26 protein-coding genes and 1 pseudogene are annotated in these 26,537 nt (G+C 68.8%); 15 read left to right on the forward strand and 12 right to left on the reverse strand.

Annotated elements, in window-relative coordinates; all coding sequences use genetic code 11:
- Nucleotides 1-316: 316 nt before the first annotated feature.
- A complete protein-coding gene (locus tag G4D85_RS13505; RefSeq protein WP_164011895.1) occupies nt 317-718 on the reverse strand; it encodes a YybH family protein in 402 nt (133 codons plus the stop codon).
- Between the two features lie 353 nt (nt 719-1,071).
- Here G4D85_RS13505 and G4D85_RS13510 point away from each other — a divergent pair.
- Nucleotides 1,072-1,635 (forward strand): annotated as a pseudogene (locus tag G4D85_RS13510) (DUF2381 family protein); the annotation flags it as partial.
- Nucleotides 1,636-1,696: 61 nt separating this feature from the next.
- Nucleotides 1,697-2,017, forward strand: coding sequence for a serine/threonine protein kinase (locus G4D85_RS13515; RefSeq protein ID WP_240359249.1), 321 nt, complete (start codon nt 1,697-1,699; stop codon nt 2,015-2,017).
- 258 nt (nt 2,018-2,275) lie between these two features.
- On the opposite strand, the gene G4D85_RS13525 is transcribed toward G4D85_RS13515, so the two are convergent.
- The gene (locus G4D85_RS13525; RefSeq protein WP_164011897.1) at nt 2,276-3,151 is read right to left on the reverse strand and encodes an NAD(P)-dependent oxidoreductase; all 876 of its coding nucleotides are present in this window, start codon (nt 3,149-3,151) and stop codon (nt 2,276-2,278) included.
- 34 nt (nt 3,152-3,185) lie between these two features.
- Nucleotides 3,186-3,947: an SDR family oxidoreductase gene (locus G4D85_RS13530; protein WP_164011899.1), complete on the reverse strand. Its 762-nt coding sequence runs from the start codon at nt 3,945-3,947 to the stop codon at nt 3,186-3,188.
- A gap of 144 nt (nt 3,948-4,091) precedes the next feature.
- Between G4D85_RS13530 and G4D85_RS13535 the strand changes: the two genes are divergently transcribed.
- Nucleotides 4,092-4,964: an AraC family transcriptional regulator gene (locus G4D85_RS13535; protein WP_164011901.1), complete on the forward strand. Its 873-nt coding sequence runs from the start codon at nt 4,092-4,094 to the stop codon at nt 4,962-4,964.
- Between the two features lie 3 nt (nt 4,965-4,967).
- On the opposite strand, the gene G4D85_RS13540 is transcribed toward G4D85_RS13535, so the two are convergent.
- Nucleotides 4,968-5,690 (reverse strand): hypothetical protein, encoded by a 723-nt coding sequence (locus G4D85_RS13540; protein WP_164011904.1) that lies wholly within the window; start codon nt 5,688-5,690, stop codon nt 4,968-4,970.
- Between the two features lie 191 nt (nt 5,691-5,881).
- Here G4D85_RS13540 and G4D85_RS13545 point away from each other — a divergent pair, with 191 nt between their 5' ends.
- Both G4D85_RS13545 and G4D85_RS13550 read left to right on the forward strand, forming a co-directional pair.
- Entirely contained in the window at nt 5,882-6,850 is a 969-nt protein-coding gene (locus tag G4D85_RS13545; protein ID WP_164011906.1) for a hypothetical protein, read from the forward strand.
- Between the two features lie 246 nt (nt 6,851-7,096).
- Nucleotides 7,097-8,023 carry a hypothetical protein gene (locus G4D85_RS13550; protein ID WP_164011908.1) on the forward strand — a complete coding sequence of 309 codons (927 nt, stop codon included), beginning with the start codon at nt 7,097-7,099 and terminating at the stop codon, nt 8,021-8,023.
- Between the two features lie 180 nt (nt 8,024-8,203).
- On the opposite strand, the gene G4D85_RS13555 is transcribed toward G4D85_RS13550, so the two are convergent.
- The 3 genes from G4D85_RS13555 to G4D85_RS13565 all read right to left on the reverse strand — a co-directional run bounded on the left by G4D85_RS13555 (nt 8,204) and on the right by G4D85_RS13565 (nt 11,433).
- Nucleotides 8,204-9,373, reverse strand: coding sequence for a hypothetical protein (locus G4D85_RS13555; protein ID WP_205525538.1), 1,170 nt, complete (start codon nt 9,371-9,373; stop codon nt 8,204-8,206).
- A 145-nt stretch (nt 9,374-9,518) separates the two neighbouring features.
- Nucleotides 9,519-10,286, reverse strand: coding sequence for a hypothetical protein (locus G4D85_RS13560; protein WP_164011911.1), 768 nt, complete (start codon nt 10,284-10,286; stop codon nt 9,519-9,521).
- A 193-nt stretch (nt 10,287-10,479) separates the two neighbouring features.
- On the reverse strand, nt 10,480-11,433 hold the full coding sequence (locus tag G4D85_RS13565) for an MBL fold metallo-hydrolase (RefSeq protein WP_164011912.1): 954 nt from the start codon (nt 11,431-11,433) through the stop codon (nt 10,480-10,482).
- A 90-nt stretch (nt 11,434-11,523) separates the two neighbouring features.
- Here G4D85_RS13565 and G4D85_RS13570 point away from each other — a divergent pair, with 90 nt between their 5' ends.
- Both G4D85_RS13570 and G4D85_RS13575 read left to right on the forward strand, forming a co-directional pair.
- Nucleotides 11,524-12,408, forward strand: coding sequence for a LysR family transcriptional regulator (locus G4D85_RS13570; RefSeq protein WP_164011913.1), 885 nt, complete (start codon nt 11,524-11,526; stop codon nt 12,406-12,408).
- 48 nt (nt 12,409-12,456) lie between these two features.
- A complete protein-coding gene (locus G4D85_RS13575; protein WP_164011914.1) occupies nt 12,457-13,275 on the forward strand; it encodes an SDR family oxidoreductase in 819 nt (272 codons plus the stop codon).
- Between the two features lie 49 nt (nt 13,276-13,324).
- On the opposite strand, the gene G4D85_RS13580 is transcribed toward G4D85_RS13575, so the two are convergent.
- The 3 genes from G4D85_RS13580 to G4D85_RS13590 all read right to left on the reverse strand — a co-directional run bounded on the left by G4D85_RS13580 (nt 13,325) and on the right by G4D85_RS13590 (nt 17,680).
- Nucleotides 13,325-14,518 carry a hypothetical protein gene (locus tag G4D85_RS13580; protein ID WP_164011915.1) on the reverse strand — a complete coding sequence of 398 codons (1,194 nt, stop codon included), beginning with the start codon at nt 14,516-14,518 and terminating at the stop codon, nt 13,325-13,327.
- Between the two features lie 2 nt (nt 14,519-14,520).
- Nucleotides 14,521-17,079 carry a TonB-dependent receptor domain-containing protein gene (locus G4D85_RS13585; protein WP_240359250.1) on the reverse strand — a complete coding sequence of 853 codons (2,559 nt, stop codon included), beginning with the start codon at nt 17,077-17,079 and terminating at the stop codon, nt 14,521-14,523.
- Nucleotides 17,080-17,320: 241 nt separating this feature from the next.
- Entirely contained in the window at nt 17,321-17,680 is a 360-nt protein-coding gene (locus tag G4D85_RS13590) for a hypothetical protein (protein WP_164011916.1), read from the reverse strand.
- 235 nt (nt 17,681-17,915) lie between these two features.
- On the opposite strand from G4D85_RS13590, the gene mltA reads away from it, so the two are divergent.
- The gene (mltA, locus tag G4D85_RS13595) at nt 17,916-19,118 is read left to right on the forward strand and encodes a murein transglycosylase A (protein WP_164011917.1); all 1,203 of its coding nucleotides are present in this window, start codon (nt 17,916-17,918) and stop codon (nt 19,116-19,118) included.
- On the opposite strand, the gene G4D85_RS50275 is transcribed toward mltA, so the two are convergent.
- A complete protein-coding gene (locus G4D85_RS50275) occupies nt 19,108-19,230 on the reverse strand; it encodes a hypothetical protein (RefSeq protein WP_275900287.1) in 123 nt (40 codons plus the stop codon). The two genes, mltA and G4D85_RS50275, sit on opposite strands and share 11 nt — an antisense overlap.
- Before the next feature lie 270 nt (nt 19,231-19,500).
- Here G4D85_RS50275 and G4D85_RS13605 point away from each other — a divergent pair, with 270 nt between their 5' ends.
- The 7 genes from G4D85_RS13605 (at nt 19,501) to G4D85_RS13635 (ending at nt 25,814) form a co-directional block, all read left to right on the forward strand.
- Complete coding sequence (locus tag G4D85_RS13605) at nt 19,501-20,580, forward strand: 2-oxoglutarate and iron-dependent oxygenase domain-containing protein (RefSeq protein WP_240359251.1); 1,080 nt, start codon at nt 19,501-19,503, stop codon at nt 20,578-20,580.
- Between the two features lie 566 nt (nt 20,581-21,146).
- Nucleotides 21,147-22,319, forward strand: a complete 1,173-nt coding sequence (locus G4D85_RS13610) for a hypothetical protein (RefSeq protein WP_164011921.1) — start codon at nt 21,147-21,149, stop codon at nt 22,317-22,319.
- A gap of 189 nt (nt 22,320-22,508) precedes the next feature.
- Nucleotides 22,509-23,216: a hypothetical protein gene (locus G4D85_RS13615; protein ID WP_164011923.1), complete on the forward strand. Its 708-nt coding sequence runs from the start codon at nt 22,509-22,511 to the stop codon at nt 23,214-23,216.
- A gap of 36 nt (nt 23,217-23,252) precedes the next feature.
- Nucleotides 23,253-24,407, forward strand: coding sequence for a hypothetical protein (locus tag G4D85_RS13620; RefSeq protein ID WP_164011925.1), 1,155 nt, complete (start codon nt 23,253-23,255; stop codon nt 24,405-24,407).
- The gene (locus tag G4D85_RS13625) at nt 24,404-25,108 is read left to right on the forward strand and encodes a hypothetical protein (protein WP_164011927.1); all 705 of its coding nucleotides are present in this window, start codon (nt 24,404-24,406) and stop codon (nt 25,106-25,108) included. The genes G4D85_RS13620 and G4D85_RS13625 overlap by 4 nt, the downstream gene beginning before the upstream one ends.
- A 16-nt stretch (nt 25,109-25,124) precedes the next feature.
- Nucleotides 25,125-25,442, forward strand: coding sequence for a hypothetical protein (locus G4D85_RS13630; protein WP_164011929.1), 318 nt, complete (start codon nt 25,125-25,127; stop codon nt 25,440-25,442).
- Nucleotides 25,443-25,484: 42 nt separating this feature from the next.
- On the forward strand, nt 25,485-25,814 hold the full coding sequence (locus G4D85_RS13635; RefSeq protein WP_164011931.1) for a DUF2845 domain-containing protein: 330 nt from the start codon (nt 25,485-25,487) through the stop codon (nt 25,812-25,814).
- A 15-nt stretch (nt 25,815-25,829) separates the two neighbouring features.
- Here G4D85_RS13635 and G4D85_RS49385 read toward each other — a convergent pair whose 3' ends face one another.
- Entirely contained in the window at nt 25,830-26,522 is a 693-nt protein-coding gene (locus tag G4D85_RS49385; RefSeq protein ID WP_240359252.1) for a hypothetical protein, read from the reverse strand.
- Nucleotides 26,523-26,537: the final 15 nt, after the last annotated feature.

A 26,537-nucleotide genomic window follows, 5' to 3' on the forward strand; every position in this document is an offset into this window, starting at 1 on the left:
CATCGAAGTTCTCTTGAGACTGACTGTCATCGAGATGAACGCACATCTTCGGCCAACGCTTCAGGCACCGCTTCAAATACGTACTCACGACGGCGGTGGAGTTGTAGAGCGACAGCAAAATTGACCCCCTCCCCGGGCCTGAAAACCAGGGAGGGAGTCAGCAATGGGAGAGACGGCAGTAGTAGCCCTTCGCTCGACAGCGGAGGAGTCGATGGTCGAGCAGGAGGTCGTGCGGCGGATGCGCGCATTGGCGGAGGCGGGCTGGGGCCACAAGTGCATCGCGCACGAGGTGCGCCTGGCCGCGCTCGCGCACCGACTATCGGGTGCCTTTCGTCCACGCCCAGGCCGCCACGCGCCACCCTTCCGCGGTCTTCCGCAACGCGACCGTAAACACCGCTCCGGACTGCGTGACCTTCGTGCCGTTCAGGTCGAATGTCATGGTCGCCGGCAGGACGACATAGGCAGTATCGCCGGTGACCTCGTTGTGTAGCGGCTCCCCAACACTGACGAAATAGCCGGAAGCACCGTGTCCCTTGCCTTCGCTCAGGACGTCCCTGTACCAGTCCTGAGTCGCCGTCGGCCCCTGCCAGACGTGCGGCGCCATGCCGTCGAGAATCTGGCCAGGGACAGAGAACGTCGCTGCCATTGCCTGCACGTCACCTCGGTTGAATGCATCGAGGTATTGGTGCACCGCCGCCCATGGAGTCTCTGTGCCCATGTGTTTGCCCTCCCGTTTGCCCCTCCGCGAGGCCGAGTTCTACGGAGCCAGCGCTCGCAGAGGCATCGCGAAAGGCCGCCACGATTTGCGTGTCGTCCGCTGTCCGGAAGATGCCGGAGAGACGGACCCCATCTCCCGCGCGTTCGGTCTTCCATTCAGGAGCGGAGTTCGAACGAGGCATGCGGGCTGACCTGTCCATGGACGGGTTGGCTCGCGATCGCGCAGAGGCCAACCTGACCCATCATACGCAGGCGGCCAACCGAGACAAACTGCACCGGGGTCGCAGTGGACGCCGACAGGAAAACACTGGCCTACGCATCGGGCGAATGGGAGGCCAGTTGAGCCTGCCCCCAATGTGGGGGCAGCAGGCGGGTGCTGGCGTACTTGACTGCACCCGGTGGGGTGCGCGCCATTCCGCAGTCACGGCCAGAGAGCCGGATGACAAGGTCGTCATCAGGACGCTCGACATCTCGAAGCGTCCGGCCGACGCGACCCACAACATCTACGTGTCCGGCCAGGTGACGACGGTCCTCCGCTTCGAGGAAGACATGGACCCGGCCAGGACACAGTTCATGGGCTGGGAGGGCTGCTTCGAACCCCTTCTCTTGGGTAAAAGGAAGGTGGTGCTGGAGCCGCTCCGCGACCTCGGCGAAGAGGTGGGGCTGCCACTGCTTGTGACGCTCTCAGATGGAACCACGATTCCGTTTCTCGTCAGGCCACCGCGCCGTGAGCCGGGCGGGTGGACGGACCATCAGGTGAACGTGTTCAGGAGCGGTAGCAGCTACAACGCGGTGCTCTCCTCGCTTCACGACTCAATCAAGCGGGAGCGTGAGCTCAGCCAGGAGAATGAGCGACTCAAGGCGGAAGAGAACTCGGTGGACCACGCCTTGGCGACGCTGCTCGCCAACGGCGAGGTGAAGAAGACGCCATTTCGCAGTGCGAAGACCTTCCGCTCGAAGAACCAGGACATGGACATGGTTGACTGGTGGAGTGTCGCTGCGCCCGGATGGCACTCCGGGGCCGCAGGAGTGCTCCTCGGATGCCAGGTTGGTGATGCGGGCGCTCAAGCTCCAAGTGGGGGATGCCGCCCTGGTAGAGCTGGGGCAGGTCTGGACCGCGGGGCCGCAGGTCGTCATCCGGTACTACGAGGCCCACCCGCCGGACAGCGAGAAGCTCGCCATCTGCGCGGTGGCCCGGCTCAGCTACGACCAGATGCGGAAGCTGCCCGAGTCGAAGCCTGGAACGGCCATTCTCGAAGGCTCCTTCGCCTCCGCCTACGTCGTGGACTCCTTCCGGTAGCAGATTGCGAGGGTAGCGCTGCCCAAGGGCCCGTCACCCCCGGTGCACATCCCGGAACGCGAGCATGGCTCCCAGCCGCTGCTCCCGTTCCGGGTCGAAGCCGCAGGTGGCATCCCAGGTGGGCGGGTTCTCGTACGTTCCAAAGGGCATGGCCCTTCGCGCGCATCTGCTCTTCGAGCCGCTCGCCGAGCGTGCCCGGGCCGAGGTCGCGCTGCTGGAGCGGCTCGAACGCAAGCTCACCCGCGCCTCGCTCCCCGCTCAGCGCATGAACCGGCTGAGCACAGCGAAGTCGTCCTGCGCGTGTCCCGCCTGGAGGGCCTTCTGGAAGAGCCGGTCGAAGGCCTCGGGCATCTCGCGATGAAGCCCCCGCTCCCTGCAGAGCTCCAGCAGGTGTCGCAGCGCCCCATGATGTATTTCGAGCGTCGCCAGCGTCGTCGCGTCGCTGCCGAAGCGGCCCTGCTGCACGCGCATCAGGACATCCGTCACGGCGCCCTCCACCACGGGCGAGGTGGCCTTCACGTAACCCATGAAGGACTCCAGGGGCACCTTCTCCGCCTCGCAGACGGCCGCGCCCTGGAGCACGCCGAACATCGCGCCCCACAGGTACACGAGCAGCGCGCTGTCGAGCGCGGCGGCGTGGCCCACGTCGGCGCCCACGTGCTGCGTATTCCCCCCGAGCGTGAGGAGGACGGGCTTGTACTGCTCGAACAGCTCGCTCGGGCCCGAGTAGAGGAGGGTACCCCCGGGCTGGCCGATGAAGTCCGGCGTCCCCATGATGGCGCCATCCAGGTAGGGGATTCCGTGCTGCCGCGCCCACGTGGCCTGCTCCCGCGCCTGGCTCGGTGAGCCGGACGTGAGCTGCACCAGCAGCTTCCCACGCAGGGCGCGCGTCACCTCATCCGGCCGGAGCAGCGAGTCACTCGTGCCGTAGTCATTCACGTTCACCACGACGATGTCCGCGGCGGCCACGGCATCCCGCACCGTCGCCGCGATGCGGGCTCCCTGCGCGGCCAGGGGCTCGCACTTCGCCCGCGTGCGATTCCAGATGTCGACACCGTACCCCTGCTTCAGGAAGGCACTCACGAGCGCGGAGCCCATGCGCCCCACGCCCAGGACAGCGATTGCTGGTTTCATGTCGGTTCTCCTCAATGTGTGAATGAAGTGCTACCTACGCGTGCGGCGTGGCGACCTGGGTGAGTCCCCCATCCACGGGCAGCTCGGCCCCGGTGGTGAAGGTGGCCTCGAAGGCGAGGAACAGCGCCGCCCGGGCGACCTCCTCGGGCGTGCCGATGCGCCTCATGGGCGTGGTGTCGTTCCCCTCCTTCTCGAAGGCCGCCAGCTCCTCCGGGGACGCGCCATCGACGCCCATCGTCGGCGTCTTGATGAAGCCCGGGCTCACCGCGTTCACCCGGATGCCCCTCGGCAGCAGCTCCGAGGCGAGCCCTTGAGCGAACGACCGGAGCGCTGCCTTGGAGCCCGAGTAGACGCTCATGCCGGGAATGCCCGTCACATTCGCCACGGAGGTGGTGAAGACGAACGAGCCGCCCTCCTTGACGAGCGGGGCCAGGCGCTGCGCCGTGAAGTACGCGCCCTTGGTGTTGATGTCGAACGTCTGGTCGTACACGGCCTCGGTGACGTGCTCGAACATTCCCAGCCGCGCGAAGCCGGCGTTGATGAACACGAAGTCCACCCGGCCGAGCTTCTCCTCCACCGTCCTTGCCAGTGCGTCGATGTCGGCGAGGCTCGCCGTATCCGAGCGCACCACGTGCGCCCGGGGCCCGAGCTCACGCCGCGCCACCTCCAGGGTCCTCTCGTTCCGCCCCGTGAGGAGCACCTCGGCGCCGCCGTCGAGGAGCGCCTTCACGGTGGCCAGTCCCATTCCCTGCGTCCCGCCGGTGACGACTGCCTTCTTGCCTGCGTACCTGCCCATGGACTTCTCCTTGGTGACGCGGCAATGAATAGGGAGGACGCCCGCGGCGGTCGCACACGTTCGGACGCGCGGTGAGCACGTTCGGACGGCGGCAGCGGCCACCCGGCGCTATGTCCCGGGCGGAATGTGGAGGAGGGCAAAGGCATGGACAGGGAGAAGCAGACCGCGAGCGTGCTGGACTCCGTCGACCCCGGTTTCCTGCTGGCGTCAGGAGGGGACGGGCCACGCGCCCGGCTCGGGCTGCGCGTGGAGTTCCAGACGGCCGGGCCCGGGGAGATGTCGCTCGAGGCCGAGCCCGACCACTGGCTCAAGATTCACGCCGGGACGCCCCTACGGGGCGCCTGCCGCTTCCACCGCTTCGTCTACACCCAGGGCGACATCGACCTCTGCCCGGCCGGGACGTCGGACGTGTGGGAGACCCAGGATGCGAGCGCCTCCGTGCTCATTCGGCTCTCCCCCGCGCTCCTGCGGCGCGCCGCGGAGGACATGGGGCTGAACCCCGACCGCGCCGGCCTGGAGCCGCGCCACCAGTTCAGGGACCCGCAGATTGAGCACATCGGCTGGGCGCTCGACGCGGACCGCAGGGCCGGCCATCCGGGCGGGCTGCTCTACAGCGAGTGCCTGGGCCTGGCGCTCTCCGTCCACCTGCTGGGCCGCTACCCCGCGCCCCTCGAGCGCGAGCGTGGCCTGTCGAAGCCGCAATTGCGCCGCGTGACGGAGTACATCGAGGAGCACCTGGACCAGAACCTCTCCCTGGCTCGGCTGGCCGGAGTCGCCAGCGTCAGCGCGTCGCACCTGAAGACGCTGTTCAAGCGCTCCACGGGGCTGCCGGTGCACGAGTACGTCGTGCAGCGCCGCGTGGAGCGCGCCCGGACCCTGCTGCAGCGGGGTGGACTGTCCGCCGGTGAGGTGGCGCTCGAAGCGGGCTTCTCGCACCAGAGCCACATGGCGCGGTGCATGCGTCGCGTCCTCGGGGTGACGCCCACGGCGGTGATGCGCGGCGCGCGCGCACGGTGAGCTTCAGAACCGTCCTTGCAGTCCGAAGCTCGCACCGCCGGAGCCCACGGAGACCGCTGGAGTCACGCCAACCGACGTCGGAGCCTTCGGCGCGGAGTCGGTCAACTCATAGCCTATGATGGTGAACACGGGAGCAGTCGCGAGCAGCAAGGCGCCCAGGTCCTTGGCCCCCAGCAGGTGCGCGGCTCCGGCGGAGGCGACCGACACGCCCAGCCCACCAAAGGCCGCCGCGAGACTGCCATTGCCTCCCGCCTTGCCTCCGCCCCACGCCACGCCCAGCGGCAGGCCGACACCCAGTCCCGCGCTGCCTCCTACGATGGCGCCGAACATGAGGCACAGGCCCGATTCGTTCTGGTGGGAGCTATTCCCTTCACACAGCCCGAAGCCCAGCAGCCCCCCGCCCAACGCACCCGCCGCCCCCAGTCCCAGCGAGGTGAGCAGTCCGCCTCCGAGCTCGGCCCCCACGCGGACCACTCCGTGACGCCGCACGGGCGCGGGGTCGGCTGTCCCGGCATCGAGAGCGGTGGTTCCGCCTTCGACCACGAGCGGAGGGTCCGTGGGCGCCAGGACCGGCCACTGGGAGAGCGGAGTGCCTTCGGGCACCACGTCCGACGGATGTGAGGACTGGGCGGAGGCGGGCACGGCGAGGAGCAGCAGGAGCAGGGGCGCACATCCCAGCCAGGTGAGCGGGAAGGGGCGCCGGTGGAGTTCCACGTTGGAAGGCATGCCCCGGCGGACTGCAAGCAGGGCGCCATGCACGTCCCCGCGCCAGCCGCGTCTCCTCCCGTGAGGCGCGCTGCACGCGCTGTGAATCCCCCTGCACAGTCCCGGGCCGGGAGCGGGGAGGGGCGCGAAAAGCTCCGCGCATAGGATGCTCGGGCGGGCCCTCCCGGCACCGCTCACACCCCGAGGAAGCAATGCGCTCGAAGCTCTTGATGTCCTGTCTCGCGTGGCTGTGTGTCGCCACCGCCTGCGGTGAAGTCTCCGAGGGGAGCGCCACGGAAGCGCCCTCCACCGGAGAGAGCACCCAGGCCGTGCTGTACCCGCCGCCCGTGCCCGCCAGCGGCAACATCCTGGACAGCACCACGTACATGGGCCCGCTGGCGCTGCCCGGCTCGGTGCAGACCCAGTTCACGATGAACCCGCAGTACTTCTCCTTCAGCTTCCAGGCGCAGGCCGGTGCGCAGGTGAAGCTGGAGGTGACACACCTGGGCAGCAGCATGTACCTGGACACGGGCCTCTTCGTGTACGGGCCGAAGCAGGCCAATGGCAGCTACGGCACCCTGGCGCTCGCCCAGGATGATGACGCCGGCTACGGCCAGCTGAGCAAGATTGCCGCGCTCGCGCTCACCCAGGGTGGCGAGTACCTCGCGGTGGTGAGCACCGGCACGGGCGCGGGCAAGCAGTTCCGCCTCCAGCTCGACTGCCTCAACGGCCTGTGCCCGCCGTCGCCCGCGCCGTCCAGCTACACGCTCGCGCTGAATCCCCTGCCGTACCCGCCCGGCGTCCAGGCCATCATGGACTTCGCCTACGACGCCTGCGAGGGCGCGTGCACGGGCTGGCTGCGCATCTACGACTTCCCCTGGTACTTCACGGGCGAGCCCACGCTGGAGATGGCCCGCCGCGCGGTGGAGCGCCAGTCCTACTTCGATGACTTCGCGTACGCGCGTGGCACCACGCTGCCCTATGCGCAGTGGGAGCCGCGCATCGCCCCCGCGTACCGCGACCTGCACCTGGAGTTCCTCACCACGTACTGGAACGGCACGGAGACGGTGACGGTGGCCGTCTACGAGGGCGGGAGCATGTACTCGAACCACGACCTGTACGTGGTCCTCTTCCCTCAGTCGCACAAGGTCATGGTGTACGAAGAGGACTACTACCTCTGAGTCACACCCCCTGAGCGGAAACTTCCCGCCAGGGGCTCGCGGTCCACACGGCCCGCCGTGCTGGACCGCGCGTCCGTGCGCCGTCGGAGCCTTCATTTATCAGGTTCGGGGAAACTTCCGGTCCGCGGTTCCCGACAACCCAGGTGCAAAAGCAGTCAGACGTCCGGCGCCCCACGCCGCCGTGCTCGTGCGCCTCGCCGCGCGCGTGTCCCCCCCTCGCGTGACTGACACCTGGAGTCCCCCCTGATGCGCCCGACAAGGATGATGTGGAGCACCGCGCTGCTGTCCGCTGGCCTGCTGCTGGCCTCGTGCGGTGGCAACCCCGAGGAGACCCCGCTCGCGACTCCCGAGGTGGACGCCACCGAGCTGAGCACCTCCGCCGCCGAGCTGAACTCGCCCATCTATGACCGGGCGCGGGCCTACGCCGCCGCCAACCCCACGCGCGACGGCGGCACGTGGGACCAGTGGTGCGGCTCGCTGATGTGGCGCTTCGGTCAGCTCCCCGAGTCCTCGGCGAGGCCCTCCGCCATCCAGGCCTACTACGCGTCCACCATCGTCTCGACGGACGCCTCGCGGGCCCTCACCGGTGCCTTCCACTGGTGGGACATCGGCTCGTTCGGCCACGTCGGCGCCGACCTCAACGGCGGTGGCTCGGTGGTCTTCATGGCCACCCGCAAGCTCTCCCAGTCCTGGGGCGACGCCATCGGCATCAACAGCGTGTCTGGCTATTCGAGCGCGTCGGGTGCGCGGTATCTCGGTTGGTCCATGGACTACGCCGGTGGCCGCATCGCTGGCGGCGGCTCTCCGCCTCCTACCGGTGGCTCACTGCCCTGGACGACGACGGAGCAGGACGGCATCCCCGGCGTCATCTATTACAAGCGCATCCAGACGGTGGGCCGGCGCGACTTCGGTTACACGGGCCCCATCGACGGAATCACGGGCCCGAACACGGAGAAGGTTCGCGTGCGGATTACCGCGCGGGAGCTGAACCGCCGCGGCGGGCCGCGCACCTCCGCGCAGGAGGATGGGATTCCGGGCAGCATCTACTGGACTCGCGTGCAGACGGTGGGCCGGAGCTTCGGCTACACGGGCCCTATCGACGGCATCCCCGGCCCGAACACCTACAAGGCCGAGCACAAGATCTGCGCGTACGCGGTGAACCGGGCCTTCTAAGGTTTCGAAGGGCATCCCGGAGGAGAACCCTCCGGGACTCTTCAGTGCCTTACCTGAACCCCTTGGAGACAGAACCCGGGGTGCATCCTGGCCATGCTGGCGTCTCCCATGGGGTATGCCTGCGGCGCCCAGGCTCCTGCTCGGCGCTCCATGCCCGGTCGCACGCAGGTCGAGACGGTTCTATGGGAGGTGCCTGGTCAGGGAGATGTTCCGGATCTGGAAGTCATCCAGATTACTGGTTCCTCCGCAGTAGATCTCGATGGTGTTCTGCCCCGACTGGAACAGCCCGCTCTCGAACACCATGGACCGGCTCTGCCAGGACTCCGCGCTCTGCGTCGGAAGGGAGCGCGAACCTGCTCCGTTGATGACCACGCGGTTCGTGGAATTGTCCACGTCGAACAGGTCAAAATTCAGTTCCACGAAGGGCCCACGCGGGGCCTCGGTCAGGTTGAGGCTCAAGGTGAGCTTCCCGCCGGTGGGAGAGGGCACCTCCCAGTACGTGACGAGATCGTCACCCATGTGCTCGACCTGCGGGTGGATGCTGGTCGTGGTGGACGGGACGTGCACCATCTGGAGCGGACTCTCTCCAGTCGAGTACCGCACACTCACGGCGTACCAGAGGTCTCCCACGGGCTGGGCCGAGACGCTCTGGATGGTCGTGGTGGACTGGTTGTCCAGGAAGGCCATCTCCAGGTTCGAGAGAGTCCAATTCGCCGTGCTGTCGAAGCGCACTCCGTCCGTGCTTCTGCGGACGGCGTAACCGAGCACGTCCGAGCCTGTCGCAGGGGTCCACGACAGTCGGATGCCGTTGTTCGTCACCGAGTACGACAATCCGGACACCGGGGGACGGGAGTTGTTCGTCGCGTGCACCGAGGTCACCGACTCGATATCGGAACCTGGGGTGGAGGTGCTACTGGTCTTCGTGGACAGGTCCTCAATGCGGACATACCGGGCAGATGAAAGCCCCGTCCCGGCGATATCCAGAAGGCTGAAGGCCGAGCCGATGCCGACCAGTACGAAGCTGGCCGGGTCGGTACTATCGGAGATGAGGACGCGGAACTCCTCGTCGACTCCACCTGAGGCGCTGCCCAGCTCACGAATCTCGATATCGGGTCCGGTCCCATTCACAATGGGCGTATCACCCATGTCCAGCAGGATGTAGGCGCCAGGCCCTCCCATCGCGAGGTACTTGGAATCAGGTGCACCCAGCACGTCCAGCGGGTTCGCATTGCTATTGCCCGAGGTGCCATTCAGCACCACGGAATCGATTACCTGTTTGGCATAGGGCTCGGCGGCCAATGCTTGCCCTGCCATTCCCAGAAAAAAGACAAGGCCCGTGGCTGACTTCATCCACCACATTCGTTTCCCTTTCATTGAAGAACCGCTGGTTGAGAATAGTCTAGCATTGATTAGCGGACGTCGCTGCCTCCGGAGTGAAGGCACCCGGGGCCCGCTTCTTCGCGTATGCGTCGAGAGCAGGCCCCGAAGTCGTCTGTCAGTCCTGCACCCAGCGGAAGGTCACCCGGTCACCGCCGGTGAGCCGCTCGGAGAGGCCGTAGAGCGCGTACTTGTCCTCGTGGGTCGCGAAGATGCCCTTCGCCTTGCTGAAGACGAAGCGCGTGCCGGGGCTGGTGACGATGCTGGCCCACTGCGAGTTGGTGTTGCAGTTGTTGGTCGACGGGTAGGGCCAGTCGCACCACGAGCTGCCGTCCTGGTTCCACACGCGCCACGTCTCGCCACCGCCGATGATGGTGACCTGCTTCCACCAGGTCACGTCCGGGCCGGACTCAAGCCGGAACTCGACGCCATCCGACGCCGTGACGCCGTGCTCGATGGTGACGTTGATGATGTCCCCGTCCGGCAGCTCGACGCGGGCCGTGTACGGGACGACCTGCTTGTCACACGTGTAGCACATGTGCTGCGTGTCGCTCGGCGAGGTACAGCCGCTGCTGATGTACTCCGAGTAGTAAATGCCGTCGTATGCGCACTGGCTGCAGAAGTGGTTGTAGTAGCCGGTGACGCACTGGGCGAGATAGCGCGTGGTCGTCCGCTCCATGTCCGCCCAGGTGATGGTCGACACGGCCATGGCCGTGACGGTCCTTCCCTCGTCCTCCTGCTCCTGCTGGGGCTGGGGCTCGGGGCGCGTCGCCTCGGGGGTGGGGGCGGGAGTCGGGAGCTCCTGCTCGGGAGCGGGAGCGCACCCGGCGCCTCCCACGAGGCTGAAGCCGAGCACGGTCGAGACAAGCCAGTTCCGCATCTGCATGATGAGTGTCCTCGCTGAAAGCGCCTGAAGCAGGCGGCGCGCGCGGCTGCGCACGCGAAGGGGAGTCGAGTGATTCCGTTTTGGATACGTAGGCCTGAAAAAAGCTGGCTACGCGTCCCGCTGATTTTCCGGATGCGCACGGAATCAGCCCGGTCCCCACGTTCCCCGACTTCAGGCGCCCCGCCCGCGCGCCTCAGTGCTGGTGTCCCATCCGCACCTCGACGCTCGGGTGCGCGGAGGCGAAGGCGCGCAGCTTCTTGAAGCTCTCCGCGCCGCGCGGGCCGTCCAAGGTGAAGGTGCCGGGCTCCACGTCGTGCTCCCAGCCCCAGCGCGTGTGGCTGGCGTCACCCACCAGCAGCACCGGGCCCTTGGTGGAGCGCACCAGGTACGCGGTGCTGCCGGGCGTGTGGCCGGGCACCCAGAGCGCAAACACCGAGCCGTCTCCGAAGATGTCGACCGCGCCGTCGAAGAGGCCGTTGGCCTCGGCGGCGTAGGTCCACTCGGACAGCGCGGGCTTGCCCTCCAGCGCGCGGTCGGTGCTGCCCTGCACGGCGGCATGGAAGACGGCGCGGGCCGATGTCTCTCCCGGGCCGGAGTACACGGGCGTGCCGCGGGGCACGTCGGCCATGCCCATGACGTGGTCCAGGTGCAGGTGCGTGAGGAAGACGCCCGCCAGGGGCTGGGGCTGCTTCGCCAGCCACTCGCCGAGCGGCGCGTGCACCTTCAGCTTCTCCATGTGCATGGCGCTCCGGACGAGCCCGCTCAGCGCCGACTTCTCGGGCGCGTCGCGCAGGGCCGTCTCCACGCCGGTGTCGACGATGAACAGCCCCCGCTGCGGGTGGCGGAGGGCGTGGAAGAAGACCTGCACGGGCTCGTCCCCGTCCTGGAGCCCCGCGGACTTCGCGGTGGGGTGCTTCAGGTTGACGAGGCCGCCGCGCTCCACCGCCCAGTCGGCGGAGTTCACCGTCTCCAATTCCACGGGGCCGGGCTGGCCCAGCAGGGCGACCAGGTCCGTCGTCGGGCGGGCCTCGCCGAGCGCGGACTTCTGGGTGTCGTGCGAACTGGCGGCGAAGCCCGCGACTCCGGCGATGGCGAGGGAGCCGGCGAGGACGGCGGCGAGGGAGAGGGCGAGGTTCCTGGGGCGCATGGGGCTTGGCTCCGTTGCTTCGAGACACCCGGAAGGTAGCGATGTCAGAATGCATGGAAAACGGCGAAGAAGGCATGGGGTCATGCATTCATGGATATCTCCTGGGATGACGCGCGGTTGTTCCTGTCCATCGCGGAGACGGGCAGCTTCAGCGGCGCGGCGCGGCAGCTACGCATCGGCCAGCCCACGGTGAGCCGGCGGCTGGCGGCGCTGGAGTACGCGGTGGGGGCCACGCTGTTCCGGCGGAGCGTGGACGGCGCGGCGCTGACGGCGGCGGGGGAGCGGCTGGTGCTGCCGGCGAAGAAGATGGCGGAGTGGGCGGGCGAGCTGCACCGGGTGGCGGAGTCAGCGGACAACTCGCCGCGCGGCCTGGTGCGGGTGACGGCGAGCCCGTACGCGAGCTTCGACTTCCTGGCGCCCTTCGGCGCGTTTGTCGCCCAGAAGCACCCGGGGCTGCGGCTGGAGGTGCTGTCGGCGATTCAGTACCTGGACCTGGCGCGCGGCGAGGCGGACCTCGCCCTGCGCTCGAAGCCGCCGACGAACGCGGACCTGAAGCTCGTCTACACGCTGGAGACGCACAACGCCGTCTTCGTCGCGAAGTCCCTCAAGGCGAAGCTGCCGAAGAAGCCGACGCTCCAGCAGGTGCCGTGGGTGGCGTGGGCGCCGCCGTTCGAGGCGGTGACGCCCAACCCGCAGCTGGAGTCCCTCATCCCGGGCTTCTCACCCGTCTTCACCGCGGACAACTACCTGGTGATGCTGGCGGCGGCGGAGGCGGGCGTCGGGGCCATGGTGATGGCGAACCTCACCCATCGCTTCAGCCGGGACAGGGGACTGGTGCCGCTGGACCTCGACCTGGGGCCGTACTCGAAGGGCCAACTGCACCTGGTGTGCGCGAAGTCGGCGCTGGACATTCCCCGGGTGCGCAAGGTGTCGGAGCTGCTGGTGGACGAACTGGAGCGCACGAAGCGACGGTGAGCGGCCCCGGCACTGGACCCGGCGCCGCCGCGGCGCTAGGAAACCCTCATGCCTACGCTCAAGGGAAAGACGCTCTTCATCACTGGCGCCAGCCGGGGAATCGGCAAGGCCATCGCGCTCCGGGCCGCCCGGGATGGCGCCAACATCGTCATCGCCGCCAAGACGACCGAGCCGCATCCGAAGCTGCCCGGCACCATCTACACGGCCGCCGAGGAAATCGAGAAGGCCGGCGGCAGGGCGCTGCCCTGCATGGTGGACATCCGCGACGAGCAGCAGATTGCCGCCGCGGTGGCGAAGGCGGTGGAGACGTTCGGCGGCATCGACATCCTGGTGAACAACGCCAGCGCCATCAGCCTGACGGGCACGCTCGAGACGCCGATGAAGCGGTACGACCTCATGCACGGCATCAACACGCGCGGCACCTTCGCGTGCTCGCAGGCGTGCATCCCCCATCTGAAGAAGTCCAGCAACCCGCACATCCTCAACAACTCGCCGCCGCTCAACATGGAGGCGCGCTGGTTCGCGCCCCACGTCGCGTACACCATGGCCAAGTTCGGGATGAGCATGTGCGTGCTCGGCATGGCGGAGGAGCTCAAGTCGGACGGCATCGCCGTCAACGCCATCTGGCCTCGCACCGTCATCGCCACCGCGGCCGTGCAGAACCTGCTGGGCGGCGAGGAGACGATGCGCGGCAGCCGCTTCCCTGAAATCATGGCCGACGCGGCCTATGCCATCCTCACGAAGCCGAGCCGCGAGTTCACCGGCAACTTCTGCATCGACGAGGAGGTACTTCGCGCCGAGGGCGTGACGGACTTCTCCAAGTACCAGGAGCCGGGCGCGGAGCTGCTCCCCGACTACTTCCTCTGAGGCCTCCGGACGCGGCGCGCTCGCGGGCCCACGCCCGCGAGCGTGGGCCTCAGTCGATGGCGGGCTCGCCGAAGACGGACACCTCTCGCAGGCGCGAGAACTGGCCGACGCCCGTGCTCCCGTCCGAATACCTGGCCGTCAGCCACAGCCGGAGGCGACTCACCGCGGGCGCCTCCGCCGCGAGCGCCACGTCCAGGTACAGCTCCTCCGCGGCCTGCTCGGCCGGGTCGTCGACGTAGGGGGCGGGCACGGAGGTGCCGAAGGGGGGGAACGGCGCGCTGTCTCCCAGCGGCAGCCAGGTCGTTCCGTCCACGGAGCCCTCCACGTGGAGCACATCGCCAAGGCTGTCGAGTCCCCGCAGGATGACCCGCCGGGGCCGCACGGGCTCCTTCAGCAGGATGAAGAGCTCCTCGGGCAGGCTCTCCTTACGGGTGCCCACCCGGGCAAGCGTGAGCCGGCCATCGGTGAAGGGGCACGGCTCGAGCGGGCCTGACTTCAACGCGCAGCCCGCGCCACGGCTGGCGGGCACCTGGCCGGCGAAGGGCAGCGGCACCGGAGGCGACTCGGAGACGGCGTTGTAATACAGCGTGTTCTTGAACCAGACGCGGGCGCCCTTCGACACGGCCTGCACTCGGGCCTGGGTGGTGAAGTCCTCCGCCAATTCCGGCGTCAGCCAGGGCGCATCGCTGCCCGCGAGGACCTTCCAGGCCACCCCGTCCTGGCCTTGAAGCAGCACGAAGTACTCCGGCTCCGGAATGTCCGCCGTGGGGACCACCGGCTCCCAGTCCAGCCGGACGCCGCCCGCCTCGTCCACGGTGCGCGCGTGGCTCTCCCAGGGGCGCAGGGGCGGCAGGTCCGCGTCCAGCGTGGCCTGGAACGAGAGAAAGTCCTTCCCGCCATCCTCGCGCGGCAGGTGGAGCTGGAAGGCGGTGACGTCCGTCCACGGGTGCGGGTGGTCCAGGCCGTCCGCGCCCACGTCGCGTGCGTTGAGCCGGTGGAGGAAGAGCCCCTCCGCGTCCGGCGTCACCCCGGCCCACGGCTCGTACCGGGTGGAGAAGACCTCGCTCCCGAACTCGTTGAGGCGGAAGTCCACCTTGCGCGGGCGCAGCAGCGAGAGCGGCCCTCCGCGCCAGGGGCTTCCGTCGGCCTGCAGCACGGTGCCGGACAGGTAGATGGGGTCATCGGGCTCCAGCGCGCAGCCCCCCAGGGCCACGCAGAGCGGAAGCAGTCGGTGAAGGCGCATGGTCAGAAGGTCCCCTTCACGCCGAGGGTGGGCAGAATCACGGGCAGGCCGATTTTCGACTTCTTCAGCCCCACGGGCTGGCCGGGAGGCGCCTCGTAGCCGTACTCGTAGGAGACGACCTCGCTGCGCGCGGTGATGTTGAAGACGTCCAGGTACGCGTCGAGCACGAAGCGGTCGAACACCCAGCTGTGCGAGGCGCGCACGTCGAGGCGGAAGAAGGCGGGCAGCCGGTCCACCGACTCGCGGTCCACGGGCATCCACTCCTCGTTGCCCTCGGCGTCGTTGCCCGGGCGGCGGGTGCGGTAGCCGAACTGGCCGCTCTCCGGCCGGCCGGTGTTGAAGTGCGCCACCGCGCCCACCGTGGCGAAGGCGAAGCGGTAGCTGAGCGCGGCGTTGACCGAGTGCGCCTGCTCGAAGACATAGGGCAGGTAGCCCTCCGCCTGCTCCAATTCCTCGCCCTGGGGCCCCAGCCGAGAGTAGCGCTCGAAGCGACGGCTCTGGTTGAAGCCATAGGTGAGCCAGCCGAACCAGCGGCGCCCGAGCGGCCGGCGCACCATCAGCTCCACGCCGTAGGAGTAGCCACGGCCCTCGACGTCCTCGGCCTCCAGGCCGCGGCGGCGCACGTTGCTCACCACGTCCTCGAAGTTGAACTCCAGCGTGCGCGACAGCCGGTTGAAGTAGGCCTCGGCGGAGACCTCCAGCTCCGGGTCCGGCCGCCACTCCGCGCCCGCGGAGAGCTGCACCGCGCGTTGCAGGCCCCGCTCCAGCGCGAGCATCTCCCCCGCGGGCACCGGCAGCAGCACCGTCGCGGGCTGGTGGTAGAGGCCCGTGCCGGCCTTGAGGGTGAGCGCGTCGGTGAGCAGGTGCCGCACCGCGAGCCGGGGCTCCACCGCGACGTGCGTGTCGAGCCCGAAGCCGTGGTAGCTGTCCAGGCGCAGGCCCGGCACCAGCGTCCAGCGCGCGGCGGGCCTCAGGGTGAGCTGCGCGCCCACGCCCGCGAAGGTGGCGAGGATGCCCGGCCGGCTGAAGGCATCCCTGCCGTCGACGGGGCCCACGGGACGGAGGACGCCGGTGGCCACCACGTCCGCGCTCCGGCGCTCGAGCTGGCCGAAGACCTCCAGCGTCAGCGCGGAGGACAGCTCGCGCGTGTAGCCCGTGCGCAGCGTCACGCCGCCCTGCCGCAGCTCATAGGTGCCGGGGTTGTCGGCCCCGGAGGCGAAGTGCAGGCCGAGCCGGTCATACCCGAGCGTCAGTCCCACCTCCGCCTCGCCCCCGGCGAAGGGGTGCCGGCCGCGCAAGTCCAGGCGGTGGAAGAGCAGCGCCACGCCGCCGGCATCCTGCTCGGGGATGCGCGCGGACAGGCCCACCGCGTCCGACGTGCCCAGCGCGAGCAGCCGCACCCGGCCCTCGCCCACGCGCTGCTCCACGCGGGCCTGATAGTCCCAGTAGTCGGCGTAGAGCTTGGGCTCGCCCGGGTCCGTGTAGGTCGTTCCGTCGGAGGCTGTATAGGAGGAGGGGCCGTTGACGCTGTTGGCCACGCGCGTGACGACGAGCCCGGTGTAGCTGATGCGGGCCGCGGCGGTGATGGTGGTGCCCGAGTCCGGAAGCGGCACCTCCAGGAAGACGCCGCTGTTGATGAGGTCCACGTACGCGCTGCCGCGCACGCCGTCCTCGCGAGGCCGGCTCACGTGCGCGTCCACCGCGCCGCCGAGCAGGCTGCCGTAGCGGGCCGAGGGCACTCCCACCTGGAAGTCGAGCGTGTCGATGAAGTCTGGATGGACGACGGCGTTGCCCACGAGCAGGTGGTAGAGGAAGGGCACGCGCACGCCGTCCACGAAGAAGGCGCTCGCGGAGGGCTGCACGCCGCGCACCACGGGGTAGGAGAGGCCCGAGGCCAGCGTCGTCACGCCGGGCATCAGCATGACGACGCGGAACGGGTCGCCCATGGTGCCGGGCACCTCGCGCAGCTCCTGCTCATGGAGGGTGATGCGGGAGACCTCGGTGCGGGGCCGGTCGCCGCGCACCACCGTCTCGTAGGGGTTCACCGACAGCGGCGCCAGCGCGTAGAGCACCTCCAGTTGCTGGCGCTCCTCCAGCGTCTCCTTGAGGAACAGCAGCTGGTGGCCCGGCGCGGTGACCTTCAGCTCCGAGGTGCCGGGGGGCAGCTCGAGGCGGAAGCGGCCCTGGGCGTCTGTCTCCGCGGTGGCCTCGCCCGCGCGCACGGTGGCGCCTGCAATCGGCTTGCGGGTGCCCTTCTGCCGCACGCGGCCGGTGAGCAGCGCGCGAGGGCCGGGCGCGGCGGGAGGCTCGAAGCGGTAGGAGTAGGGCAGGCGCACCGCGACGGGCGTGCCTCCGGAAGTCGCGGGGTGGAAGCGCAGGCGGCGGGCGGCGTCCAGGGCGGCCGTGGCCAGCTCGGGAGGCGCGTCCCCGATGACGAGGGTGGCTTCGGTGACGTCGCCGGCCTCGCTGACGGTGAGCTCCAGCTCCACCACCACGGGCACGGTGAAGGCGAAGCCGTCCGGCACGCGTGCGGGAGCGTCCTCGCGCAGGGTGGGCGGCACGAGCGGTGGGGTGGCGTCCGTGGGCGTCTCAGGCCGTGCGTCGTCGGCAAGGGCCTGTCGGGCTGCGAGCGCTGGGGAGGCGGAAATGCCAAGGGCAAGCGCGAGGAGAAGGAGTCTGGGTCGCGTCATCATCGGAGGCGGGGCGAAGGCAGGGGCATAGGACGCTGGCCGCCGTCCTGGTGATCAATCTTCTTTCCAGTCCCGCTCCCCGCCCCCGGACGCTGGGTGAAGCGGCGAGGGCTCAGGTGGGACGGGTACCGAGGCGCCGCGCGCAGAAGGCATCCATCGCCGTGGACGCGAGCACGGAGCCGAGCGCGAGTCCCACGTGGCCCTTCCGCGGACTGCCCTTGAGGGCACTGCCCAGGCCGGCCAGGTCCATGAAGTCTCCGCCCACGCGCGACCAGGCTAGCGGGGCAGCGCGCGAGGGCCACAGCAGGAAGCCCACGCCCACGGCGATTTCCCGCAACCCGAAGGTCCGCAGCACCCGGGTGTGCTTCTCCATACCCAGGAAGCGGGCGAGCGCCTGAGGTGCAATCAGCTCCGACAAGCCCACCGCGATGCTGAACCAGCCCAGTCCCCGTGCCAGCGTCTTTGCTTTCATTGCGTGCTCCTCCTCCCAGGGTGTGCGGGCCCGCCCGCCTTTGCGGGCGCGGGCCACGCCAGGGAAAGATGGGGCTGGTGCCCGTGAGGGGTGAGGGTCTCCCCTGATGGGTGGAAGGGCAGGCGAGCCGCCGTCCGAGGCACCTGCCGGTGACGCCCCCAGCCGTGGCCGGCCCGAGGCGAGCATGGCGGGAGGGCTTCGACCGGCGCGGCAGGTGAGGTAGGTACAGCGGGCCATGTCCACGCCGTACGCCCGACTCCTCCTGCTGGCCTGTGCCCTCCTCGTCACGGCCTGTCCGCGCTCCACCCGCGCCCCCATCACGAAGCCCGAGGAGGCGCTCGTTCCCGTCTCCCGCTCGCTGGAGCTGCGGGACGACGGCGAGCCCGCGGCGCTGCGGGCCGCCATCGCGCAGAGCGTGGTGTGGCTGCGGGCGAGGCCGGCGGACCAGCGCTTCGTCTACGGCCGGCGCGAAGTCACCGCCGCCGTGCTGCGGGCCGCGCTGGAGCGCCTGCACTCGCGCCTCCGCGACGGCATGACTCCCGAGGAGCTGTCGGCGCGGGTGCTCGAGGACTTCGAGCCGATGGAGGCCGCCGGAGGCGAGGACGGGCAGGTGCTGTTCACCGGCTACTACGAGCCCTCGCTCGACGCGAGCCTCACGCGGACGGACGAGTACACGGTGCCCATCCACGGGCTCCCGGAGGATTTGGTGGAGGTGCCGCTGGAGGCGTTCGCGGAGCGCTTCGCGGCGGAGCGCGTCTTCGGGCGGCTCGACGGGAAGAAGGTGGTGCCCTACTGGACGCGCAACGAGATTCGCGGCGGGAGGCTGCAGGGGCGGGGGCTGGAGCTGGCGTGGGCGAAGGACCCCGTGGCGCTCTTCTTCACGGAGGTGCAGGGGAGCGGCACGCTGCGGCTGCCCGACGGGAGCCAGCGCCGCATCGGCTACGCGGCGTCGAATGGCAGGCCCTACCGGAGCATCGGCTCGCTGCTCATCCAGGAAGGCGTCATCCCCCGCGAGGCCATGTCGATGCAGGCGCTGCGCTCGTGGCTGGCGGCGAACCCGGCGCAGTGCAGCCGGGTGCTCGACTTCAACGAGTCCTATGTCTTCTTCCGCTTCCTGGCGGGCGCCTCGGAGGGCTCGTTGGGGAGGCCGGTGACCCCGGGCCGCTCCATCGCCACGGATGCGCGGCTGTTCCCGAAGGGCGGGCTGGCCTTCATCCAGACGGAGCGTCCGGTGAAGCTGGCGGACGGCACGGTGCAGTGGAGGCCGCTGACGCGCTTCATGCTCAACCAGGACACGGGCGGCGCCATCCGTGGCGCGGGCCGGGTGGATGTCTACTGGGGCCCCGGCCCGGAGGCGGAGCTGTCCGCGGGGATGATGAAGCAGCAGGGCCGGCTGCTGTTCCTCGTCCCGCGCGCGGTGCCGGCGACTACTCACTGAGCTTCATGCTGAGGTGGACGGGCGTGGCGTTGGCGAGGTTGTCGCTGACGGGGCAGCGCGCCTCGACTTCGCTCTTGAGCTGCGCAATCGGGTCGGCGTTGGCGGTGCTCATGACAGCCTCTCCTTGTGAGAGGGATACGCGCCCGGCGCGGATTCCTGGCTGTCCGCTGTGTGGGATTACCCCGTTGGGCGGGGCGTGCCGGTACGGCCGGCGGGTGGAATCAGGACGCACCCGGCGAGGGGAGCGAGCAGGGGAGGAAGCACGGCCTCCGGGCGTGGCGGCACACGTAGGTGGCGGGCACACTCGGAAACCGGGCAGTATTGGGGGGTCTCCAGGGTGTGACGCCGTGAGGGGACAGAGGCAACCGGGATGAGCAGCGAAGTGGCTGAGACGAAAGACGGAGTGGTCCTCCTCGACTACGCGAAGCTCGCGGCGGGGGTGGACCTGTCGGCCGCCATCGAGCGTGCGTACGGGCACGACGGCATCGGCCTGCTGGTGGTGAAGGGGATACCGGGGCTGGTGGAGCTGCGCAGCGGCCTGCTGCCGCTGGGGTTCCGCTTCGCGGCGCTCCCCAACGAGGTGAAGGACCGGTACGTCCACCCGCGGAGCAGTTACTCGTTTGGCTGGAGCCACGGGAAGGAGCTGCTCAAGCCCGGCCAGTTCGATGAGTTCAAGGGCTCGTACTACAACAACCCCCAGTACGACGTGCCCCAGGCGGACGCGTCGCTGGTGGAGAAGTACCCGGAGAACTACCACCCGAACGTCTGGCCGGACGCGGACTTCCCGGAGCTGCGCCCCGCCTTCATGACGCTGGGGCAGCGGATGGTGGACGTGGGCGTGCTCGTCGCGGAGCAGTGCGACAGGTACGTGCGCTCGCGGCTGGGGGAGCGGCTGACGCCGGACGCGCAGCTGGCCCGGACGATTCGCGAGTCACGCGCGTGCAAGGCCCGGCTCCTCTATTACTTCGCCATCAACGAGGACGCGACGCCGCGCACGCGGGACTCGTGGTGTGGCTGGCACAGCGACCACGGCTCGCTGACGGCGCTCTGCCCGGCGATGTACTTCGAGGCGGAGCCCGGCGCGCGCGAGCCGGCGCGGGCGGACCTCCCGGTGCCGGACCCGGAGGCGGGCCTGTACGTGCGCACCCGGACGGGCCAGGAGAAGAAGGTGGTCATCCCGAAGGACTGCCTCGCGTTCCAGATTGGCGAGAGCTCGCAGATTGTGACGGGCGGGCTGCTGCGGGCGACGCCGCACGCGGTGCAGGCGCTGGCACACCCGGCGAGCCGGAACATCTCTCGCTCCACGTTCGCGGTGTTCATGCAGCCGGACAACGACGCGCACCTGCGGGCGCCGGCGGGGACGGACGGGCAGGAGCAGCGCGTGGGCGCGTTCCAGCCGGGGATGACCTTCGGCGACTTCGCCCGGGCCACGTTCGCGAAGTTCTACAACCCGTACGCCTGAGCCTCCGCTCGGGGCGGCCCCCGCCTGGCCGCCCCGCGCCGGAGCCCGGAGCTGCTGCCCGGATGTTGTTGCAGCTGTGTGGCGACAAATGGCGCGCCGCGTCTGGTGGTTTCCCCTCATGCGCGCCACGAGTTGGCGGTCTCTCCTGCGGGAATCCCTTATCTATTTCATGGTTGGGATTGGGGCTCGCAATGACAAATTCGCAAATCACATACCCCAAGAGCCCTGAAATCTAGCGTTGGTGGAAAACTGTCCAGCGATGTCGGGTTTTCCCGAACTGCACTTGCAGTCGCAGTTGCCATCCGTAGGATTCCCGACCATCCAAGGCAGGCATCGCCGCGCTTTCTGGCTTGGATGCATGAGGGGGTTCCATCACGTCATCACCCAGGCTGACCAGGCTGGCCGAGGCCGGCCCGGTCACGCGTGTGCGTTCGCAGTGCCGTAGCCCGGTCCCCGCCGTCTGAGGGGCCGGAACGCCATGGACGGGTCTGCCTGCTCTCGAGCGGGGAGGCACGGGAGTGATCTGCCCTCTGTACACGACCCGCTGTACGAAGAGGTGGAATGAAATGAAGAAGCTGTTCCTGAATTCGTGTCTGGGCATGGCCCTCGCCGGCTCGCTGTGTAGCGGTGTGGCGGCCGCGTATCCCATCTCCCCGACGAAGGCCCCTGTCACCGTCATCCAGGACCCTTCGCTCCTGAGCACCTTCACGCTGGCGTATGACAATGCCAACACCAGCACTGTGTATTACGCCCCCAAGGGAGGCCGCACGGCGACGATGAACGGCATGCCGCTGATTGGCTACGCCGTGCTCTCCAACGGCGAGGGCATCCTGAACGCGCAGATGGAGTACGGCGTGTTCGGCTCGGACAAGACGAAGCTGTTCAACGCCATCCGGGCCGCCGGCAAGGTGCCCGTACAGTGGCCGTTCCGCAAGACGAAGATCATCCCCCTGACGCCCGGCATCAACCTGGATACGGGCGAGGAGTTCTGCGAGACCTTCGAGGACCCGGTGACGGGTGAGATGGTCGAGGAGTGCAGCGGCACCATCTACCGTGAAATCGAGTACTCGCAGAAGGGGCCCGCGCTCGGGGAGAACCTGGCCATCACCGCGCTCCTGTCGCGCAACGGCTCCATCGTCTTCGAGACGCTGCTCCGTCAGGGCAACGCGCTGCAGATGAACGTGGAGGCGGAGTTCCTGGAGGCGGGCACGGCCTTCACCGCCACCGTCACCGTGAAGTACGAGAAGCTGTTCCAGAACTTCCACGCGTACGCCGGTGCCAAGGGCTTCCTGTGGAAGGCGGAGCTGGAGACTTTCTGGCGCCGCGAGGGCCTGTGCGTCGGCCGTCCGCCCACCGACTGCGGCATCTGGGTGGAGTACCGGGACCAGTTCGGCAACGTGGTCACCACGCCGACCATCGACCCGAACAACGCCGCGCAGCAGACCGCGGTGTTCCAGTCCATCGAGCGGTTCGTCCAGAGCATCTCCGAGCAGATGCTGGCCCCCATGACGCCGCAGCTCGCGCCGGTGACCACGGGCACGCCCTCTGTCGGCTTCCGGGTCAGCGCCAAGTTCGAGAGCCAGCACAAGAGCGTCAACTTCACCCGCACGTTCACCAGCCCCAACGCCGTCAACGTGGGCTACACCACGTTCCCGGTGTCCATCGGCTGCGTGAAGATTACGCCTGAGCGGGACGTCATCCGGCACCTCGGCGGGGACTGCGGCCTGTACTGGCAGTAGGCAACGCGCGTTCGACGTTCGCCCCGGGGGCAGCGGCGTGAGCTGCCCCCGGGGCTTTCGACCCACCCTTTGCTGTCCATCCTCTCGAGGCAATCAATGAGTTTCTGGGGCGCAGTGGCACTGGTTGTGACGGTAGGTTCGGCGAGCGGAGCCGCGCCCGCGGGCCGTGTCGTCAATACCGAAGATGCGGTGTATTTCGAGTCGACCGCGGCCGGGCAGCAGGGAATCGTCTGGGTCTACCCGAAGACGAAGACGGTGGTGAAGCGCTTCCCGGCGGACACCACCTACCTGCAGGTCGACCGGCTCCTCCGGGACGTGCAGCTCCCGGCGAACCCGGGCACGGTGCACCCGAGCTGGGAGGGCAAGCAGGCCCTGTTCTACCAGGTGGTTTCGCAGAACGAGTGCGTCCTCAAGCTCAGGACGGAGATGCGCTTCGTCCAGCAGATGTTGATGGCGAAGGGCGTGACGGTTCAGGGCACGCAGCGAAGCGCCATCTGCACCTTCACCTTCAAGCTCCGCAACGAGACGGCGGACATGGTGCGGCAGCTGGAGGCGGAGGCAGCGGCGGGCACGCTGGTCCAGCATGTCTTCGGGTTGGAGCTGAGCACCGCCTCCGGTGCGCCGCTGCCCTGGGCGTCGCTCCACTCCTCGCTGGTGGGTGGGGGCGTGGGGGTGGGCGTCTCCAGGAACACCGAGCTGGCGGCCTTCGAGCTGGGCCTGCTCGGCGCGGTGTCGCCGCTGGTGCAGCAGCCCGCCGAGGTGCGGCAGGCGTTCCTGACGAGCGCGCTGCAGACGCTGTTCGACTGGGACCAGGTCTCGCTCGAGGTGCAGCTGCGCGCGACCGCTCCGACGGGGCAGTACGAGTTCCCCGGCACGACGCAGACCATCCCCCTCTAGGCGCGTGGTCCTCACTCCCTCCCCGAGCGCACTCCCATGAGTCGAAACCCCCTTCACCGAAGCCTGGGCTTCCAGGCCCCGCGCATGCTGCTGCTGGCCGGACTGGTGCTGGCCACGAGCGCCGTCGCGCAGGTCCAGGTCGCTCCCGTCAGCCCCATCCACAACGAGGACGGCAAAATCGTCGGCTTCAACACGAACGAGCCGAGCACCTACTTCCTGCTTCCCAGCGCCTACCTGAAGGCCGAGCGGCAGACGCCGCCCGCCGCGTACCTGTCGGCCGCAGGGCTGGGGCCGGATGGCAGGCCGCAGTATGACTTGCGGGTGGTATTCACGCCCAGCTACGCGCATGCCGCCGCGAACGTCGTCGGCATCCGCACGGAGGACCCCCACGCGCTCTTCTTCCCGCTGCCGATGTTCATCGACCAGGTGCGCGTCTTCCTTCCCTCGGCGCTGGGGTCGGTGGCGGCGCAGCTGACGCCCGACGGTGGCATCAGCACGCCCTTCGCGCTGTATTTCCGGCTGCGGCTGACGGAGGCGCAGGTGGGTATCTTCCGGCAGCTGGCCCGTGGTGGCCTGGTGCTCCAGGGCTTCGTGGGGACCATCTACCAGGTGCCGGACGGCTATCAGTACTCGAGCGTCCCCCTCACGCTGCTGCTGCCGGAGAGCACCTTCACCAGCACGCTCCCGCCGGTGACGGTGCGTCCGGAGCAGTGGATGAAGGACCTGCTGGAGCAGACCGAGCTCTTCGTGGAAGGGCCGCTGGACGGTCAGTACTCCCTGGGCGGAGGGATATTCGTCACGTTCCAGAACTCCGTCGTGCAGGGCAAGCTGCGCACGGGGACCTTCGACGTGCTGTCGCAGGGGGCCGGGGTGCTGGCCGCGGTGGCGACCGCCTCGCCCAACCTGGATGGCGAGGTGCAGGTCTTCATCCCCGAGCTGGGCCTGCCCATCGTCATGAAATACCAGGCCGTCTTCGAGGCGAAGCTGGACCTCTTCATGATGGAAATCGAGCTGACCCGGTTCGACATCTCCGCCGTGCAGGTGAATGGGACGAGCTCGCCCTTCCATACACAGCTGCTGGCGAACCTGATTCAACAGCCCGACGTGAGGGCGGAGCTGGCGGCGGCGCTGTCCCGCGAGCTCCAGGAGCGAATCCTCGCGCAGACGCTGTTCGGAGTGAGCCTGCCATGAACGGACACGCAGCGCGCTGGGGGCTGGTGGGGTTGCTCGGGGTCGCCGCAATCGTCGCGGTGGCCGCGAGTCGAGGGGACGCTCCGGAGCCGGTGGTGGGTGTTTCGCCCCGGCCCGCGGCCATGCCGGAGCGCGCCCCGGCCCCCGATGCCGACAGCGCGCTGCGTGAAGCCGCGCTGGCCCGCTTCAAGAACGGGTCAACGGGCCTGCGGCTGAACGACGGGACGCGGATTGCTCCGCGTGACGCCGAGCACGAGGCCCACATCAAGGTGAACCTCTTCAAGAAGGTCCTGGCCCGGGAGCTGGCGCAGAAGGACCCCACCTTCGTCCAGGCGGCGGAGCAGTCGCTGCGGCGCAAGCGGCCCGCGGAGCTCGTCGTCGAGTGGGACGAGCTCACCGGCAACCCGTGGGTCCGCTTCGTCGTCAGTGAGACGGCGGACTGCGCGTTCCCGGAGGGGCCGGAGGCGCGGGTGGAGGCGGGCGGACTCTCGCGGCACCCCTGCCTGCTGCGAAGCAGCCTGAAGTCACGCTGGCCGGAAGGGAATCCCGCCCTGAGGGTGGAGGTGCTTCCGCTCGCGCCTGACAGCCGGGACTGGAAGCGGCTGATGGAGGAGGAGATGAAGGAGCTGGCCGCGCTTGACTTCCTCCGTGCCCGGGGCCACAGACTTGCAGCCGTCCCTGCGGCCGGCAGGACGGAGTGAGCGGGATGGTGATTCGGTGATTCGAGCACGAGATGCGCGAGCCCTGGCCGCGGCGCTGCTGGGGTTGAGCGGGGTTGCCTGTTCGGAGCCGGACCCGGGGCCAGGGCCGGGGCCGGGCACACCGGAGAAGAAGGTCCATACGCAGGCGGAGCGCACGCTGGCCTGCGATGGCCATGAGCTGCGAATCCCGGCACTGGACGAGTCGATGACGCTCGCCTGGGCCTCCTTCCAGGTGGCGCAGCAGAACCAGGAGGCGCTCGCGTCGCTGGGGGCGGAGGCTCGCAAGTCGCTGTTCGACGCCTGCGTCATCCCGGCCATCGTCGGAACGAAGTAGAGTCGTGACGGTGGTGCTCACGCTTCTCAGCGAGGACGTCTGATGCGGTCTGCTCGGTGGCTCCTGGTCCTTCCGTTGTTGTGGCTTCCCTCGGCCGTGCAGGCGGCCTCTCTTCGCTGTGGCACGGCGCTCGTCGCGGATGGGGCGTCGAAGTCGGACGTCATCGCGAAGTGCGGCGAGCCGCTGGCGAAGGAGACCCGCTCTGAGTCGGAAGAGTTGAAGACTCGGGACGGGGACACATCGGCGAAGCGGGTGGTGCAGAAGACGTTCGAGGAGTGGACGTACAACTTCGGCCCCAACCGCCTGATGCAGGTGGTGGTGTTCGAGAACGGCAAGCTCATCGACGTGAAGAGCGCCGGGTACGGGCGGTAGCGGCGAGGTGACGCGCTAACTGCTGCTCGGCGGCTGCGATTGAGGCGGGGACCCGAGGATGCGCAGCGGGTCCCAGATGTACTTCTCGATGGGAACCATGGCCATGTGGCTCATGGCGTGTCTCTCGGCGAAGCGCCTGAAGCGCTCGGAGACGAGGATGACACCCCACATGCCGCGCGGCCGGAATACGTCCTCCCCGTTCCAGGTGCCTTCTTCCAGGGTGAGGCCGTCGATGGCATCCGGGCCGACGTAGCGGCACCAGGAGCACGCCATGGGCTGCTTGCTCAGGATGCGGCTGCGCTCCGTGTCCAGGGCCGGGTGGCCGTAGTCGGGGGTAACGTAGAGGTACGTGGGCAGTGGCCCGAGCTTGGGGCCACGACGTTTGCGGCGTACCCGCTTCACCTCGACGGGATGGAAGCCACTGAGCCCCGTCAGTCCCTCCGCCTTGAAGTCCTCGGCGAAGCGCTCGGTGACCAGTAGTCCACTTGGACCTTCCAGGAGATCTCCGAAGGCCTGACCGTAGAACTCCAGGTCGCCCTGGTAGGGGGGCTCCCAGCTCAGCGCTCCGACGGTATCTCCACACTGTGGACAGCGCAGCGCGGGGCCGACATTGGTGATTGTTCCGCTGAACTCGGTGTCGTGCGGGCCGTCGAGCAGCCTGTCCATGACGAAGAAACGCGTGGGGTTCAAGGAAAGGTCAGAAGCCATTCTGGGAGTGCCAAT

The organism is Pyxidicoccus trucidator (genome assembly GCF_010894435.1).
GTDB classification, from domain to species: Bacteria; Myxococcota; Myxococcia; order Myxococcales; family Myxococcaceae; genus Myxococcus; species Myxococcus trucidator.

Bases quoted from the DNA above. Each gene is read 5' to 3' on its own strand.
- G4D85_RS13565 (WP_164011912.1), bottom strand. From the start codon at position 11,433: ATGCGCCCCAGGAACCTCGCCCTCTCCCTCGCCGCCGTCCTCGCCGGC.
- G4D85_RS13540 (WP_164011904.1), bottom strand. From the start codon at position 5,690: ATGCCTTCCAACGTGGAACTCCACCGGCGCCCCTTCCCGCTCACCTGG.
- G4D85_RS13580 (WP_164011915.1), bottom strand. From the start codon at position 14,518: ATGCGCCTTCACCGACTGCTTCCGCTCTGCGTGGCCCTGGGGGGCTGC.
- G4D85_RS13525 (WP_164011897.1), bottom strand. From the start codon at position 3,151: ATGAAACCAGCAATCGCTGTCCTGGGCGTGGGGCGCATGGGCTCCGCG.
- G4D85_RS13590 (WP_164011916.1), bottom strand. From the start codon at position 17,680: ATGAAAGCAAAGACGCTGGCACGGGGACTGGGCTGGTTCAGCATCGCG.
- G4D85_RS50275 (WP_275900287.1), bottom strand. From the start codon at position 19,230: ATGAGCACCGCCAACGCCGACCCGATTGCGCAGCTCAAGAGCGAAGTC.
- G4D85_RS13560 (WP_164011911.1), bottom strand. From the start codon at position 10,286: ATGCAGATGCGGAACTGGCTTGTCTCGACCGTGCTCGGCTTCAGCCTC.
- mltA (WP_164011917.1), top strand. From the start codon at position 17,916: ATGTCCACGCCGTACGCCCGACTCCTCCTGCTGGCCTGTGCCCTCCTC.
- G4D85_RS13575 (WP_164011914.1), top strand. From the start codon at position 12,457: ATGCCTACGCTCAAGGGAAAGACGCTCTTCATCACTGGCGCCAGCCGG.
- G4D85_RS13535 (WP_164011901.1), top strand. From the start codon at position 4,092: ATGGACAGGGAGAAGCAGACCGCGAGCGTGCTGGACTCCGTCGACCCC.
- G4D85_RS13610 (WP_164011921.1), top strand. From the start codon at position 21,147: ATGAAGAAGCTGTTCCTGAATTCGTGTCTGGGCATGGCCCTCGCCGGC.
- G4D85_RS13550 (WP_164011908.1), top strand. From the start codon at position 7,097: ATGCGCCCGACAAGGATGATGTGGAGCACCGCGCTGCTGTCCGCTGGC.
- G4D85_RS13505 (WP_164011895.1), bottom strand. From the start codon at position 718: ATGGGCACAGAGACTCCATGGGCGGCGGTGCACCAATACCTCGATGCA.
- G4D85_RS13545 (WP_164011906.1), top strand. From the start codon at position 5,882: ATGCGCTCGAAGCTCTTGATGTCCTGTCTCGCGTGGCTGTGTGTCGCC.
- G4D85_RS13555 (WP_205525538.1), bottom strand. From the start codon at position 9,373: ATGAAGTCAGCCACGGGCCTTGTCTTTTTTCTGGGAATGGCAGGGCAA.
- G4D85_RS13625 (WP_164011927.1), top strand. From the start codon at position 24,404: ATGAACGGACACGCAGCGCGCTGGGGGCTGGTGGGGTTGCTCGGGGTC.
- G4D85_RS13530 (WP_164011899.1), bottom strand. From the start codon at position 3,947: ATGGGCAGGTACGCAGGCAAGAAGGCAGTCGTCACCGGCGGGACGCAG.
- G4D85_RS13570 (WP_164011913.1), top strand. From the start codon at position 11,524: ATGGATATCTCCTGGGATGACGCGCGGTTGTTCCTGTCCATCGCGGAG.
- G4D85_RS13635 (WP_164011931.1), top strand. From the start codon at position 25,485: ATGCGGTCTGCTCGGTGGCTCCTGGTCCTTCCGTTGTTGTGGCTTCCC.
- G4D85_RS13620 (WP_164011925.1), top strand. From the start codon at position 23,253: ATGAGTCGAAACCCCCTTCACCGAAGCCTGGGCTTCCAGGCCCCGCGC.
- G4D85_RS49385 (WP_240359252.1), bottom strand. From the start codon at position 26,522: ATGGCTTCTGACCTTTCCTTGAACCCCACGCGTTTCTTCGTCATGGAC.